Origin of the sequence: Bifidobacterium catenulatum PV20-2 (assembly GCF_000800455.1) — a bacterium.
GTDB classification, from domain to species: Bacteria; Actinomycetota; Actinomycetes; order Actinomycetales; family Bifidobacteriaceae; genus Bifidobacterium; species Bifidobacterium kashiwanohense_A.
Genome location: NZ_CP007456.1, coordinates 1,351,801 through 1,366,988 on the forward strand (window position 1 = coordinate 1,351,801; position 15,188 = coordinate 1,366,988).

Consider the following 15,188-nt stretch of genomic DNA (forward strand, 5'->3'; position numbering starts at 1 on the left):
ATATACAGAAAAAGAGGCACAGATTGAAGCTGATCATCTCATCCGTGTCCGGAGAACCGATTTACGAACAGATCAAGAGCCAAATCAGGTCCGTGATCATGTCGGGTGAGCTTACGGCAGGCGAGGCGCTTCCCTCACTGCGCAAGCTCGCCAAGGAACTGCGCGTCAGCGTGCTCACCGTGACCAGAGCGTATAACGAACTGGCCGACGAGGGGCTCGTGGAGAATGTGCAGGGCAAAGGCACATTCGTGATGGAACGAGGCAACGAACTCATGAAGGAACGTGCGCGTGAACGCATCATGGACAAGCTCCGTGAAGTTTCCATCGAGGCCAAAGCCGCCGACATCAACCTGCTTGATCTGCTTGGCATGTTCGAGAAAGCGTACAGGGAACAATCATGAACGATTCCTCACTCCCCCAAGGAACACGGCCAACCTTGGCCTTGAGCGTAACTGGATTGACGAAGCATTATGATTCCGGCTTCACATTGGATGACGTGACCTTCGACCTGCCGTCCGGCTACATCATGGGTCTGGTCGGTCCGAACGGAGCCGGCAAATCCACGTTGATCAAACTGATCCTCAATATGACCACGCGAGACGCGGGACGAATCGAAGTGCTCGGCCTTGACGCGATGGCCAATGAGGAGCGGGCCAAAGAGCAGATGGGCGTAGTGCTCGACAGCAGCTATTTCATCGAATACATGACGGTCGACGCGGTGGAACGGACAAGCAGCCCAATGTACCCGCTGTGGGACCACAATCTGTTCGACGCATACCTCAGACGGTTCGGACTCGGACGAAACAAGAAGATCAAGGACCTGTCGCGCGGCATGCAGATGAAGCTCATGCTCGCCGTAGCGTTGAGCCACGATGCGAAACTGCTGATTCTCGACGAGCCGACCAGCGGTCTGGACGTACTGTCCCGCGACGAGCTCATGGACATCCTGTCCGATTATGTTGCGGATGGCGGACACAGCGTAATCTTCTCCACGCATATCACCGCCGATTTGGAGCGTTGCGCGGATTTCCTCGCGTATATAACGAACGGCATGCTGTATTACAGCGGGCCGAAAGACGAGTTCGAAGACGCGTTCCGTCTGGTCAAGGGCGGTCCGGATGAGCTTACTGATGGTCTACAGCGGGCAATGGTCGGCATCCGCACATACGCAACCGGCTTCGACGCGTTGGTCCGCACGCAGGACATCCCACACATCGGCGGCACCGACGGTCTCCTGACACAGCATGCTTCGATTGAAGATGTGATCAGACTGACCAACGCCGCGGAACATACGGCAACCGGCAATACCAACGAAGGAGACGTACGATGAACACGACAGCGAACGCGGACGCCATGACCGCCATCCTTAGGCAGATTTCCTTGGACTGGAACCGCACCATCAGCTACGGACGGTCGTACATAGCCATCTTCTTCGCGTACGTTCCAGGTTTCACATGCCTGATGGCGGCCACAGGATCCACTCTCGACAGCGTTGCGGGAGCCGCCATCGGCGGAGCGGCCTCCGGCTTCCTGATGCTTAATATCACCCTGTTCTCCTATGAACAGATGAACAACCATCATTGGATGAACGGCATCGTGCCCATCAACCGCAACCACCAGATCCTCGGACGATTCGCATTCCTTATCGCCTGCGATCTGGTGGCAGGATTGGAAGTGGCCGTCAGCATCGCCTGCGCCGGCATCATCATGCACGAGCCAGTTAAAGTGACTGATGCGATCGGCTTCGCCGCGATGACCGTGCTGACCCTCGTTCTGCTCAACGCCATCGTGCAGCCGTTCCTGTACCGGTTCTCCCCTTATCGCGCCATGGCCGCCATTATTCTGAGCATCGGCGTGATCGGGGGCACGGTCATCGGACTGTGCAAGGCATTGCCGGAACTCGAAAAGACCGTCGAACAGCTGGCCGAGGCGATCAGCCGGCACCAAGCCATTGCGTTAGCGGCATTCTTGATCATCGACGTACTCGCCTTGGCGTTCTCCCGCAAGATATCGCTGCATATTTACGGCAGCAAGGACATCTGAACCGAGCCAGCCGGTAGACTCTTATGGAACGTATTTGGGGTCTTCCGAATCAACGGAAAGCCCCAAATGCATATATCCCCGTACGACGCCGGTTCCTACAATACGGCAGGCGCGTCGTGGAAGTCGAACATGACACCATCTGCCAGACCGCAAATCGCCGGCCAATCGGCATCGGACGAATCGTCGTGCATGGCCCATACCTTCATGCCAACCGACTTGGCGGAACGCATGCCGACCAGCAAATCCTCGAACACGGTGCACTCCCCCGGCTCGACTCCGAGACGAGATGCAGCCAACAGATACACGTCCGGCCGGTCTTTGCCGACATCGCCGGCATCATCGACGCTGACCACTTCATCGAAGTAGTCGAAAATACCAACATGCTTCATCGCCGGCTCTCTCATCATCGGCGGTAGCGATGTGGCAACGGCAAGTTTCGCTCCGCTCCCCTTCAATTGAGCGAGATATTCGCGCGCATATGGCTTGGCTTCGACCACTGTGGAATACATGACGCGAGCCATATGATCCCACTCGTCCATCAGCTCTTCGGGAGTGTCGGATAGATCAAAACGCGCGATCGTATATTCGGCGATCTGGCGGAATTGCATGGCTGCAACTTTCGTCATGTAATCGTCCGGCACGTCAATGCCTCGTTTTGAAAGAAAATCGATGTCAACCTGATCCCATACGCCCATGGAATCAAGTAGTGTGCCGTCAAGATCGAAAATGGCGCCTTTGCCTTGGTTGCTTGCCATCGATATCCTGCCTTTCGATTCTTATTCAAAACTGCTCACGCAGTTTTTGATGGTCGATTCCTGTTTCACGGGGTCCTTTATTATTGTGCGTCCTACGTTAATCGAGAACCGATGATTTGAGCAGTTCTTCGGCATGTTCCAGCGAGGCTTCGCTTTCGCTGCCGGACAGCATGCGTGCGATCTCATGCACACGATCGCCGCCACGCACCTGTTTGATGGTGGTTTCGACCGACCCATCTTTCGTTTCGCCTTTCGCGACAACATATTGCTCGTCGGCCCAGGATGCGACCTGCGGCAGATGGGTGACGACTATGACCTGCGCGGATTGAGCGAGTTTCGCCAATCGTGCGCCAAGTTCCACCGCGGTTTTGCCACCGACACCCGCATCGACCTCATCGAAAATGAACGTCATGGGAGGTACGGAACCGCCCGCCACCACATGTTTTTCAGCGGCGACGAGTTCGAGTGCCAGCATGAGTCGGCTCAGCTCGCCACCAGACGCGCTTTTGCCCATCGGCATTTGCGGTGAGCCGGGAAACGGTGTGAACAGAAAATCAATGTCGTCAGCACCGGAGGCATCCAAATGTTCTCGTTCCGATACGCGGATTTCCAACTTTGATCCACTCATGGCCAGTGATTCAAGTTCCGCGGTGACTTTGGCGGCGAGCTCTTTCGCCGCGGCGGTACGTCTTTTGCTTACCGCACGTGCCGCTTTCAACGCTTCACCAAACAGTTTCTCGCGTTCCTCCTGCAATTGGCCGACTTTTTCCGGAGATGCATCCAAGTCTTCCAAGTCGAACACCGCTTGATCCCTCCACGCGATCACGTCCGACAGTTCCGGCCCCCAACGACGAACCAATTCGTCAAGCTCATGGATACGTCCATTGATGGCGTCCAAGTCTTCCATGCCGAGATCATTGTCGACTTCGCCCGACAAGGTAAACACCACATCAGACAAATCAGTACTGATGGAATCAAGCCGATCGGCCAATTCCGAAAACACGCCGTCCACGTGAATGGCACGAAGCGCCTGCGACGCGCGATCAATCAGATCGGTGGCGCTGGATGATTCAACATCGTCAACAACCTGCGAAGCATCCAACGCACTCAACGCACGGTTCACCCCTTCGGCAATCTCGGCCGCGTTCTCAATGCGATCACGGCGAGCACGCAACTCGGCCATCTCCCCCGGCTGCGGATCGATGCGGTTGATTCGTTCGATGGACTCGCGCAGGTAGTCCGCCTGCTGACGCATGGACGACTCCTGGCTCGACAATCGCTCCAACCGATCATCCATGGCACGAAGCGCATTCCAAGCTTTGCCGTATGCGGCCAACGCCACGTCATCGCCGGCATAGCGATCCAAAAACTCACGTTGTCTTACGGAAGAAGCGATACGCAGCTGATCTGCCTGACCATGAATCGTCACCAGCTCCGCTGCGATCGACCCCAGTACGGAACGAGGCACGCTACGCCCTGACAGCATGCTGCGGGAACGACCGGAGGCAGGCACCTTGCGAGACAGGAACAGTTCTCCGTCTTCAGGTTCGAAACCCGCCTCGTGCGCCGCGGCAACCGCCGCAGGCGATGAGGCGACCTCGAACACGCCCTGCGCCCACGCTTCGTTCGCTCCAACCGATACGCGGCCACCGTCGGAAGGGCCGCCGGAAATCAGCCGGATCGCACTGAGCAGCATCGATTTGCCGGCACCCGTCTCACCGGTGATCGCCGTCATACCGCCGGCAGGTGCGATCAATGCCGAACGGATCGGCCCAAGATTATGAATCTCAAGTTCTTCAAGCATCAGTGTTTTTACTCGTTCGCTTCTTTATCTTCCGGAGACACGTGGCCGCGATGTACTTCCCCGGTTTTACGTGCCTGTTCGCGCCATCCGACAACAGGAAGATCGAATTTCGTGACCAAGCGATTCGTGAAGGGCACGCCGGAAAGACGGGCCAGACGCAAGGTGCTCTTCGATTCGCGCACTTCGACGCGCGTGCCTCGTGGCAATGCGCGTTGGCGGCGGCCATCGCAGCAGATCCAGCCGTCCGACGTGGAATCCTCGAGAATATCGATGGCGAACGTGGAACCGGAACCAATAATCAACGGACGGGCGAACAAGGCATGAGCCGCCAATGGCACCAACTGCAACGCCTTCACGTTCGGCCACATGATCGGCCCTCCTGCGGAAAACGCATACGCAGTGGAACCGGTCGGCGTCGATACGATCACGCCATCGCAGCCGAAGGAGCTCATTTCCACATCATCCACGCGAATCGACAATTCGACCATTTTGCCACGGTCGGCACGCTCCAGCGTGATGTCATTCAACGCCCAATCGCCAATCGGCTCATTCGCCCCCGGCAGCCACACGTCAACATGCGCGATCATGCGTTCATCGATGGAATAATCATGCTCGGCAACCCTGCGGATCGCCTCACTCATCTGGAAGCTTTCAAATTCCGCCAAAAAACCGACATGTCCCAAGTTCACGCCAAGAATCGGCACGCTGGTGCAGTGCACCAGTTCGGCCGCTCGAAGAATGGTGCCATCCCCGCCGAGCACCACCACGATTTCGGTTCGTTCGGGAACCACCGGCGACTGCCTGCCGAAGTCCGGCGCCTCGATATTGTCGATGATCGACACTTCGAAACCGGCCTGGGTCAGCTGCTCGACCGCCTCCTCAACCACCGTTCCGCTCTCTCTCAGGCGACTATGTGTCACCACCACCGCATGACGGGTACCGAACATCGTCAATCCCTTTCCAGCAAAGGAAACGTCCTATGAAAAACGCCTATGAAGACGCCACCGACCTCCAGTGTAATCGAACAAATGAACGAAAACCGGCAATGCGCGTCGGAAACATGCCAAAACCCGCGGAAATACCCCAAATCCGCCTCCAATGCAAGCCACGAATCAGGAATGTCAGCCGTCAAATAGCCTGTTAGTCGCACATATGCCTACAATAGCTCACAGGAAAGAAGACCAACACATCATAAGAAAAGGAGAGAGGAACGGCATGTCAAACCTCGTCTTTGACGAGTCCTCCTCCAATCGTGAGGCCTCGCATGGCTACGCATGGTGGTTCTCGGGAGATACTTTCGAGAAGGCCATGGCGGAAGACCGCAAGCCGCGCAAACGCGGCCTCATGCACCGACTCGTCAACCATCCGGGCTGCCTGACCATCTTCTACTTCCTGACGCTCGCGACGTTGTCCACTACGTTGCTGATGACACCCATCGCCACACCGAAAGACGAAACCACCACGTTCACTACCGCGTTCTTCACCGCGGTATCCGCCATTTCCACATGCGGCATCTCCATCGTCAACTCCACCACGCATTGGACCACCTTCGGCCAAGGCGTGCTCATCTTCGCCGTGCAGATGGGCGGCCTTGGCGTCATGACGTTCGCCTCCTTGATCGCATTGGCCGTGAACCACCATCTCAAGGCCACGCAACGCATGCTGACCGCCAACGAACTCGGCACCACGAAGCTCGGTGAAATCAAAGGCGTGCTCACCGTGGTCATCACCACCGCGTTCGTCATCGAAGGCATCACATTCGTCGCATTGTTCCCCGGCCTCTACAAAGTCAACCACGGCAATGTGCGCCACACATTGTGGGAATCGCTGTTCTTCGCGGTCATGGCGTACAACAATGCCGGCTTCACCCCCGACGGAGCCGGGCTGCATGTCAACAACTGGGCGGTCGGCCTGCCGATCCTGGCCAGTGCTTTCTGCGGAACCCTCGGCTTCCCGGTGTTGTTGAACCTGATGCGCTCCTGGCGCATGCGCCGTCCTCCGAAGCGCTGGAGCCTGCACACCAAGCTCACACTGACCACCACGTTCTGCATTGTGATCGCCTCGTTCACGTGGTTCCTGCTGATGGAATGGAACAACAAGCTACTGTTCGCCGGAGACGGTATCGAGCCGCGCCTCTGGCACGCCATGGTCGCGGCCGTCATGCCACGAAGCTCCGGATTTGACCTGTCGTGGATGCCAGGCGTCAGCGACGCAACCAAAGTGTTCCTGTCCATCGTCATGTTCATCGGCGGTGGCAGCACCTCGACCGCAGGTGGCATCCGCGTCACCACGTTCGCGGTGATTCTGCTGACCTGTCGTGCCGCATTCACCGGACGCCACGACATCAACGCGTTCCACCGCCGCATCCACACGCAGGCGGTTATGACCGCCGTGGCCGTAAGTACGGCATGCCTCATGCTGGTCACCGTGGTGTCGATGGCGCTGATGATCATCACCGACTGCTCGCTGTGCGACGCACTGTTCGATACCTGCTCCGCGTTCGGCCTGGGCGGCTACTCGGTGGGCGTGGCCAGTGAAAGCAGCCCAACGGCGCTATACATTCTCGCCGCCACCATGTTCATCGGGCGTCTCGGACCGCTCACCATCGCCTACGCGATTTCGCGTCCACACAATCTCGAGGCCGTCCGCTACCCCACCGAGCAGATCGTGGTCGGCTGACGATACGGCTTCATATACTTGCAGTTGCCTGCAATCACACATGAATATAGTTTTTTGAAGACGGAATTTCGAAAGGTGTATAACATCATGGCTAACAACACCAGAAGCGTTCTCGTAGTTGGTTTGGGGCGTTTCGGCAGCTCTGTGGCCACCACGCTCGACATGATGGGTCAGGATGTGCTCGCCGTCGACAAAGATGGCGAACTGGTGAACCGTTGGTCTTCGCAGATTCCCACCGTGCAGGCCGACATGACCGATGTGATGGCGTTGGAGCAAATCAACGCATCCGATTTCGACACGGCCGTCGTGGCCATCGGCGACAGCGTCGAAGCTTCCGTCATTACCGCCGGCAATCTGCTCGACGCCGGCATTTCCGACATTTGGGCCAAGTCCGTGTCGAAGGAACACGCCCGCATTTTGCAGCGCATCGGCGCACGCCACATCATCAACGCGGAAACCGATGCAGGCAAACGCGTCGGACATCTTGTGTCCGGCAACTATCTCGACTACATCGAACTTGAAGGCGCATACAACGTCGTCAAAATACATACCCCCGCACACGTGGTCGGCTACACAATCGAAGACGCTCGCGCGCATGAACGTTTCGGCATCACCGTGGTCGGTATCAAATCCCCGGGCAAGGAATTCGAATACGGTTCGAAAGAGCTCATCATGCACCGCAACGACGAGCTCATCATCATGGGCAAGCAGGATCAGATCGACCGGTTCCTACGCGGCTGACATGCTCGTTCCATATGGAAAAATCCGGAATTTCATGATCATGATTTCCGGATTTTCTTTTACTTATTTACTTGGCCCGTCCAAAGACAATCGTTATTTTCTGTGCGGCGCTCTCAACGCAAGTAAAGCGACAAGCCGGAGGAACAGGCAGCCAACCTGTTCAGCGCCGGATCATGGCCTTGGGATGGCCGGGCCCATTTACAGTGTTGGTGTTGTTCGCTCAATCTCTTTTGGGAAATGTCACCGCCCCCACCGTCTGGCTTCCCGAACTTACTCAGGGTTGCCGTTATTCCCTTGCGTTAGGAAGAAAACCTCCTCTCATAAACCGAGACATTTTTTCATCAATTCCAAGTGGGTTAAGAAGAAAAAATCAAAAAGTTTTTTTCATGCGTTCAAGGCCACGCTTGATCGACTGGCGAATAGACTCCTCATGTACGCCCTCGGCCTCGGCAATTTCCTTAATCGACTTGCCAAGAATGATATGTGCATCAATTCTGCGGCCTTGGATCTCCGGCAGAGAATTGAGAGCGTTCCACAGACGAAGAAAGGTTTCCATTCGTTCAAGGAGCTCCTGCGGGGTCGGCTCATGTAGGCAAGCGGAATACTCAATCCCGTCATCGCAGTCCAGAGAATACTGCGCCTTGTGCCGGGAGAGCCGCCGCTGGTAGGCCATTTCGTAGCGGGCATCGGCCTTGAATACCTCGGCAACCTCGTCAGAAACTTCGATAAGCTGATCCTGCGTGTACCAATAATAAAGATCTTTCAGATTGATAGTAGTCATCGTAAAATCCTCCATTTCAGTTTGTTCGGGGTTGGCCGGAAACGAAATGGAGTAATGGCGGAGAACGGCACCGCACCTCGGGACACTTTGTCTCGAAGTCTGGAAAGCAAAATGCGCCTGCGCGACACAAAGCCGCACAAGCGCACGAAAAGATATTATCGGTTATGTACTGTTTAATTTCACATTCAAAACTGGACTGCTCCGATGGAGGGGCTACGCTTTTTTAGCTGGTGCAGATCACGCGAACAATGAAATAATAAAATGGACACGGCAATACCTCCCGGGAACCGCCGTGTCTTAAAAAAGGGTGACTTTAATACACCCTCCGTATTTCTACTTTTTGAAAAGAAAACGGCGGCTTGAAATTGCTATTTCAAAACCGCCGTAAGGCTACTGTATTTTGTTTTGGCGCATAGAAACTCAGCCTCCGAAACAACGGTTTTTTTATTATCCCGTTGGGCGGATAAAAGTCTATGATATAAAAAAGCAGAGCCAATAACCTACATCAGTAAGTGGTCATCGGCTCTGCGTCTTTGCGTCTGGCTCTTTGATAACAATTATTTGAAAACCTTTTGCATCAATTAAATTTTCTTGTTTGCATTTTGGGCAAAACAAGGGAAAATTTTTTAGTTCTGTATTGTATCTAACTTTGATCCGTGTTTTATTACTACACACTGGACAATATATCCACTGCTCATCTATTATCATTTTATCGCCCCCTATGTTTAGCCTTTTTCTTTTCTTGCCGTAAGGCATATTGACGTTCCTGTTCAGCTTCACGCTGTTCTCGACTTTTTGTCTTTCGTTCAACTTTGTTTTGCTCATGTTGCAATTTCAATGCTTGTTGAGCTTTAGTTCCAATTCCTCTATTTTGCAAGTGCTTGTTAATTTCGCGTTGCATTCGTTTAGGACTTATTCTTCGTTCTTCAACAACCTCATTTTTTATAGGCGGGCTAAACTTCAATTTGCCCCAATTTTTTAGCAAAAACTCATATACCTCGTAGTCTTTCGGCTCAGCCCCAAAGGTTATTTTACAAACTTCATATTTATCATTGTCAAATCGTTCATACAATCCAATCCAAAAAGGATCTTCAAACAGAATAGTTAGGCTACATTTCATCTAATCAATCCTTTCAAACTGTTCTCGAAATGTATCAAGCCATTCTAAAAGCGTTTTATAAAGAAGTCCCTGTTGTTCAATAATGGTTTTCCCAACGAGGGGAATATTAGAGTATTCTGTTAAGTATTCCTCGTTAGTGCCGACAGAAACTGTAATGCTTTCCTTTAACTTGGAAATCAGATCAAGAGCAGCATCTTTATTGAGTTTATTTAGATTAGCAATAACAACATTAAAATCAAATAGTAAGGGAACTGTTTGAGTAGCATAATATTGCATCAAACTATTAAAATAATCTTTTCCCTCATCAGTAATGGAGTACACTGCCTTATCCGCAAATCTATCCCCTTTAACAATATCGCTTCGAAGATAGCCTTTTTCACTTAACTGTAAGACTTTTCGATAAATTGAAGGTATGCTTATTTTTGTCCATCTCGAAAGATGATGATATTCAATATCTTTCTGTATGTCATATGCACTTTGCGGTTTTTCAGCTACAATCCCAAGAATCACTAAATCTATTGTTGACATTATTTAATACCTCCAGTTTGCTATTATCAATATTACTATTGTTGATAGCAAAAGTCAAGTATGCACACCAGCTTTTTATAGTGAAAATATTCTTCAATTTCATAAGTGAAATTAAATAGTCAGTAGTATGAAATTCAAAATCGTTCAAATAATATCACATGAAATGTAAAATCATATCAGGTGATGTTATGAAGATAGAACGAGATGAAAGACGCTTTGATTTTCACGATATAGGGCTCGCCATCAAGCGGGCAAGAGAAGCCAGCGGCATGACGCAGGAGCAACTGGCCTATATTGTTGACCGCGCTCCGCGTACCAGTATATATAACGAAAATGACGGCCAGCATCCAAGCCTCAACACCTTTTATCAGATGGTCACAATGTTTGATATATCGGTGGATCAATACTTTTACCCGTCCCAAAATAGCGGGAGCGAGTGCAGAAAGCGGATTGATGCCATGTTGAACGCCTTGGACGAAAGAGAATTGAAAATCGTTGAAGCTACAATCCAAGCGATGAAAGCATCGAAAGAAACGGAGGAAACGTAAAAGAAAGCGTAACCTCCTTTTTTTGCGCCATGTTGCGGGTTACGCGTTTTGGCAAGCAATTCGGATGTGGCCACACTCCGAAATTTTTGCAGGGCGCAGGGCCCGCAAAAATGCTTGTTGGGGAGCTCCCCAAACCCGCTGTACTTCGGGACAAATTGTCCCCAAAGTACAGGTGCGCTGCACCGTAGTCTGCGGCCCGCCACTATCGTTCCTGGGCCTTATTCTCACGCTCGTCTGTTATGCCGAGCAGATGATCAATGTTCGCTTTATTGCCACGGCCTCCCGCATTTGCCGCTGGGTCTCCCGGTATTCTGCATAAAGCTCTTTTTTCTGTCCCGCCAGCTCACGGCGGGATTTTTTTAGTGTTTCAATCTTATGGAAAAACCGGAATTTCATGATCATGATTTCCGGATTTTCTTTTACTTATCTTATTTGCCTTGCCTACACTGTAGACACGGTTTTCTCAATCAGCCACTGTTTCACTGCATGACCGCGTACAGCAGATATTCGATATTGCCATGCGTGCCTTCAATGGGAGATACTGTTGTAGCGCGCACGTCAAGCCCGTTGCGTTCCGCGCATGCCACGACGGATGTCAACGCCTGTTCGCGTAATTCCCGGCTTTCGACAATCCCGTTTTTCCCAAGATTGCCTTTACCGACCTCGAATTGCGGTTTGACCAGCAGCACGATCTGCGCCTGCGAGGCGGCGATTCTTGCGATTACAGGAATCACATATGTCAAGGAAATGAACGACACATCAGAAACAATCATTTCCGGACGGTACGGCAAATCATCCACATACACATCGCGGATATTGACGCCGCTCATCTCGATAATACGATCGTCATACGCGATTTTCGGGTCTAACTGTCCATGTCCGACATCCAATGCGATGACCTGCGCGGCATCATTACGCAACAACACGTCACAGAAACCTCCGGTGGACGCGCCAATATCCAAGCAATGCAATCCCTGCGCTGAACGCAATCCTGCGTCGGCGAATCGTTCGAACGCGCCGACCAGCTTGTATGCGCCCCTGGAAACGTAATCGTCGCCCCTATCGGCTGTGATGACGTCATCGCAGCCGACTTTCGTTGACGCCTTGGTGACGTCAACACCGTTCACACTGACTTTGCCGTCCGCGATCAGACGTTGCGCTTTGGAACGACTGTCGGTCAGACCGCGTTCCAACAACGCAACGTCAAGACGAACTACTCGAATGGAATCACTGTTTCGCAATGGTTTTCCAATAATCGGCATGAACTGTCCGCTAGGAAATGCGGAATTCCGGAACGATGATGCCACTCACGTCACGTCCGCTGTCAGCAGCGGCCCACATGGCGCTGCATGCGGCACGCAACCCGTCGACGCTGGTGACGTCGGTGACATACAGACGGTCGCCGTCAACACGAGCCTTCGTATCGCGGCACAGCCATGCGCCCTCATCGTGCACCACTTCAGGAGCGGACTCGTTGAGGCCACACAAATCCCTGGCGATGTAGGTTGGGCGAAGATGTGCCGGCGCGAACATGAGTTCGTTTGGATTGGTGACGCCGGTCAACACCGCAAGGGAATCATATCCGCCACGATTGCCCGCCTCGATATCGGTGTCGAGACGGTCTCCAATGGCGAGGCATAGTTCCTTAGCCACCGGATCGTCACCATCATGGGCTGCGAGAACACGCGCCTCATCATACATGGCGGATTCCGGCTTGCCTGCGGACGAAACCGGTTCCACACCGGTGGCGTTGATCACCGCCATGATCATGGAACCGCATCCCGGCGCAATGCCAAGCTCGCGAGGAATGGTCAGATCACGATTGGTCACGAAATAGGTTGCGCCATGCTCGACTGCATAAGCGATCTGCGCCATCTCATTCCATGACATGTCGGGATACCAGCCTTGAATGGCGGCAACCGGCTGCTCTTCCGCACGATCGACGACCTCAAGTCCCTGCTTGGACACTTCCTCACGTAGATGCTGGGCACCAAGCACGAAAACCTTCGAGCCTTCAGGCACGGCACGAGCCACCATGCGTGCGGCGACAACCGACGAGGTGATGACCTGCCATGGTTCGACTTCCAGATCGAACCCTTTCAGCTGATCTGCCACTACGGCCTGCAATCTGGACGAATTGTTGGTGGTGTATTCCACCGTCATGCCCGAAGATTCGGCCTTGCGAATGTTCTCGGCGGCATGTTCCACAGGGTTCTTGCCGCGGTAAACCACACCATCAAGATCAAGCAACGCCAGCTTGTACGCCTCGCTGAGCGGCTGATTCGTGGACTTCAGCATGTGGGCCACGCACCTCACTCGTTGTCTTCGGAGGCTTCGGAAGACTCCTCGGCCTCATCTTCGTCGCTGTAGGCTTCGCCTTCCACGGTTTCATCCGCCTCGTTGGCTTCGGCCGGCTCAGCGTTGACCTGAGCCGCCGGCTCGTCATCGGATTCCGCGCCAGCTTCCGCCTCCTCGGCCTCAAGCTGGGTTTCATCGCTGGTTTCGCCGTTCTCGCCGATGGCTTCGGATTCGCCTTCCTCATCTTCAGGATCTTCCGGGGCGTACTGCGCGTCATCTTCGGAAATGCCAAGCACATCCATGAGTTCGTCGTTCAGCTCCTGCATATCGTATTCGACAACAAGATCATCGGAAGTCTCATCATCCTCAACATCGGCATACTGCAGTTCGAGCTTGTCAAGCAGACGATCCAATGCGATGGCCTCATCGGTACGACCGGCCTCTTCAAGGAAGTACTGTTCGGCCTGCACCGCACGCATGCGGTATTCGCCGGCCAATCCCTTGGAACGACCCAGCGTATGCACGATCTCAATGGCCTTGTCCCACATCTTCAGATCGCCCAAGGCGCCCGCGTAAACCAGGAACATTTCAGCCTTGGCTTCGCCGCGCAGATACTTGGCGTCGTCGCTCGCTGCCACTTCGATGGCCTTCTTCGGCTCTCCCATGCCACGCTCGCAGTCGGCGATGAACGGCAGGTAATCCAGGAAACCGTTCATACGGAACGCGGTACGGAACTCGCGTAGTGCAAGCTTATAATCACCCTGACGGTATGCCACGAAGGCGAGCGTCTCACGAGCAAAATCAATGCGGGAAGCCTGACGCGCCACCCACTTGGCGTGTTCGAGAGCCAGTTCCGGATTGCTTTCCTCAAGCGTGTATGCGGCAAGAATGTGCAGACCGATGTTCTCCGCATGCTCCTTCGACAGTCCACGCAGGCGTTCACGATCGTCGGTGGTGAGCATGCGCCATTCGATACCCTTCGGCATCTTCGGCTCGTCAGGACGACGATGCGTGTACGGATTCTGAGAGGGGAAGCTCATCGTGCCATCGGAATTGCGGCGTGGCTTGGCCATGTACTCGCCACGCTTCTCCTCACGGTAAGCCATCTTCTCTTCACGGGTGAACTCGCGGCGTTCCTCACCCTGCTGCTGGTCACGATCCTTGTGGAAGTCGCGACGCTGGTCGTCACGACGGAAGTCCTTACGATCACCATCACGGAAATTGCGACGGCCGCCGTCACGACGATCATTGCCACGGTGGTCATCGCGGTGGAAGTTGCGGCGTTCGCCATCACGGCGGAAGTCCTTACGATCACCGTCACGATGGAAGTCACGACGCTCACCATCACGGTAGTTGCGGCGTTCACCGTCACGATGGAAATCCCTGCGATCGTTGTCGCGGTGGAAGCTACGGCGATCACCGTCACGGTGGAAGTCCTTACGATCACCGTCACGACGATCGTCACGACGGAAACCGGAACGCTCGCCATCGCGCTGATAGCGCGGATTGTCTCCACGACCGCCACGATAACCGCGATAATCGTCACGACGCTCGCCGTCACGGTTGAACTTGCGCGGACCGTTATGGAAGCGGCGCTCCTGGCCTTCCCCCTCACCGTTACGACGGAAATCGCGGTCGCGGTGGAAATTGCCGCCATTGCCTTTGCGATATCCGCCCTTGTGGTCGTCGCTATGGAAGCCTCCGGCCTTGTGGCCGTAGGACTTGCCGTCATTGCCACGCGGCTTGAATCCCTTGCCGCCGCGATTGCCCGGCTTGCCCGAGCCGTAGGACTTGTGGTTGCCGTAGGACTTGCCGCGCGATCCGCGCTGTTCTTCTGCCATGCTGTTCCTTATATTCCTTATATCCCTTGAGGATGGTCTTCGTTTGTTCT

Annotated in this window: 17 protein-coding genes; 6 read left to right on the forward strand and 11 right to left on the reverse strand. The window is 53.9% G+C overall.

Annotation, left to right across the window (positions count from 1 at the left end; all coding sequences use genetic code 11):
• Positions 1–23 precede the first annotated feature (23 nt).
• The 3 genes from AH68_RS06030 to AH68_RS06040 are packed head-to-tail and all read left to right on the forward strand — an operon-like array spanning position 24 to position 2,043.
• A complete protein-coding gene (locus AH68_RS06030) occupies positions 24–401 on the forward strand; it encodes a GntR family transcriptional regulator (protein ID WP_039198517.1) in 378 nt (125 codons plus the stop codon).
• Positions 398–1,330, forward strand: a complete 933-nt coding sequence (locus AH68_RS06035) for an ABC transporter ATP-binding protein (RefSeq protein ID WP_039198519.1) — start codon at positions 398–400, stop codon at positions 1,328–1,330. Before AH68_RS06030 ends, AH68_RS06035 begins: the two co-directional genes overlap by 4 nt.
• Positions 1,327–2,043 (forward strand): ABC-2 transporter permease, encoded by a 717-nt coding sequence (locus AH68_RS06040; protein WP_039198521.1) that lies wholly within the window; start codon positions 1,327–1,329, stop codon positions 2,041–2,043. The genes AH68_RS06035 and AH68_RS06040 overlap by 4 nt, the downstream gene beginning before the upstream one ends.
• Before the next feature lie 95 nt (positions 2,044–2,138).
• Here AH68_RS06040 and AH68_RS06045 read toward each other — a convergent pair whose 3' ends face one another.
• The 3 genes from AH68_RS06045 to AH68_RS06055 all read right to left on the reverse strand — a co-directional run bounded on the left by AH68_RS06045 (position 2,139) and on the right by AH68_RS06055 (position 5,549).
• Positions 2,139–2,798 (reverse strand): HAD family hydrolase, encoded by a 660-nt coding sequence (locus tag AH68_RS06045; protein WP_039198523.1) that lies wholly within the window; start codon positions 2,796–2,798, stop codon positions 2,139–2,141.
• Positions 2,799–2,895: 97 nt separating this feature from the next.
• Positions 2,896–4,602, reverse strand: coding sequence for a DNA repair protein RecN (gene recN / locus AH68_RS06050; protein ID WP_039198524.1), 1,707 nt, complete (start codon positions 4,600–4,602; stop codon positions 2,896–2,898).
• Between the two features lie 8 nt (positions 4,603–4,610).
• Positions 4,611–5,549: an NAD kinase gene (locus tag AH68_RS06055; protein ID WP_039198526.1), complete on the reverse strand. Its 939-nt coding sequence runs from the start codon at positions 5,547–5,549 to the stop codon at positions 4,611–4,613.
• A gap of 268 nt (positions 5,550–5,817) precedes the next feature.
• Between AH68_RS06055 and AH68_RS06060 the strand changes: the two genes are divergently transcribed.
• Entirely contained in the window at positions 5,818–7,281 is a 1,464-nt protein-coding gene (locus tag AH68_RS06060) for a potassium transporter TrkG (protein WP_039198529.1), read from the forward strand.
• An 87-nt stretch (positions 7,282–7,368) separates the two neighbouring features.
• On the forward strand, positions 7,369–8,022 hold the full coding sequence (locus tag AH68_RS06065; RefSeq protein ID WP_039198531.1) for a potassium channel family protein: 654 nt from the start codon (positions 7,369–7,371) through the stop codon (positions 8,020–8,022).
• A 370-nt stretch (positions 8,023–8,392) separates the two neighbouring features.
• Here the strand turns inward: AH68_RS06065 and AH68_RS06070 are convergent, their stop codons facing one another.
• The 4 genes from AH68_RS06070 to AH68_RS06080 form a co-directional block, all read right to left on the reverse strand.
• Entirely contained in the window at positions 8,393–8,803 is a 411-nt protein-coding gene (locus AH68_RS06070) for a sigma-70 family RNA polymerase sigma factor (RefSeq protein ID WP_015560007.1), read from the reverse strand.
• Positions 8,804–9,319: 516 nt separating this feature from the next.
• Positions 9,320–9,628 (reverse strand): cysteine-rich KTR domain-containing protein, encoded by a 309-nt coding sequence (locus AH68_RS11345; protein WP_427177975.1) that lies wholly within the window; start codon positions 9,626–9,628, stop codon positions 9,320–9,322.
• Entirely contained in the window at positions 9,513–9,923 is a 411-nt protein-coding gene (locus tag AH68_RS06075) for a YjdF family protein (RefSeq protein WP_039198537.1), read from the reverse strand. The genes AH68_RS11345 and AH68_RS06075 overlap by 116 nt, the downstream gene beginning before the upstream one ends.
• Entirely contained in the window at positions 9,924–10,451 is a 528-nt protein-coding gene (locus AH68_RS06080; RefSeq protein ID WP_039198539.1) for a PadR family transcriptional regulator, read from the reverse strand. It lies immediately after the preceding gene.
• A 188-nt stretch (positions 10,452–10,639) separates the two neighbouring features.
• On the opposite strand from AH68_RS06080, the gene AH68_RS06085 reads away from it, so the two are divergent.
• Positions 10,640–10,999, forward strand: coding sequence for a helix-turn-helix domain-containing protein (locus tag AH68_RS06085; RefSeq protein WP_039199920.1), 360 nt, complete (start codon positions 10,640–10,642; stop codon positions 10,997–10,999).
• Between the two features lie 237 nt (positions 11,000–11,236).
• Here the strand turns inward: AH68_RS06085 and AH68_RS10830 are convergent, their stop codons facing one another.
• From AH68_RS10830 to AH68_RS10890, 4 genes are all read right to left on the reverse strand, one after another.
• Positions 11,237–11,401, reverse strand: a complete 165-nt coding sequence (locus AH68_RS10830) for a hypothetical protein (protein ID WP_162473489.1) — start codon at positions 11,399–11,401, stop codon at positions 11,237–11,239.
• A gap of 77 nt (positions 11,402–11,478) precedes the next feature.
• On the reverse strand, positions 11,479–12,261 hold the full coding sequence (locus AH68_RS06090; RefSeq protein ID WP_173405850.1) for a TlyA family RNA methyltransferase: 783 nt from the start codon (positions 12,259–12,261) through the stop codon (positions 11,479–11,481).
• A gap of 10 nt (positions 12,262–12,271) precedes the next feature.
• Complete coding sequence (locus AH68_RS06095; protein ID WP_039198544.1) at positions 12,272–13,297, reverse strand: HAD-IIA family hydrolase; 1,026 nt, start codon at positions 13,295–13,297, stop codon at positions 12,272–12,274.
• A 14-nt stretch (positions 13,298–13,311) separates the two neighbouring features.
• On the reverse strand, positions 13,312–15,138 hold the full coding sequence (locus tag AH68_RS10890) for a tetratricopeptide repeat protein (protein WP_039198547.1): 1,827 nt from the start codon (positions 15,136–15,138) through the stop codon (positions 13,312–13,314).
• Between the last annotated feature and the right edge of the window lie 50 nt (positions 15,139–15,188).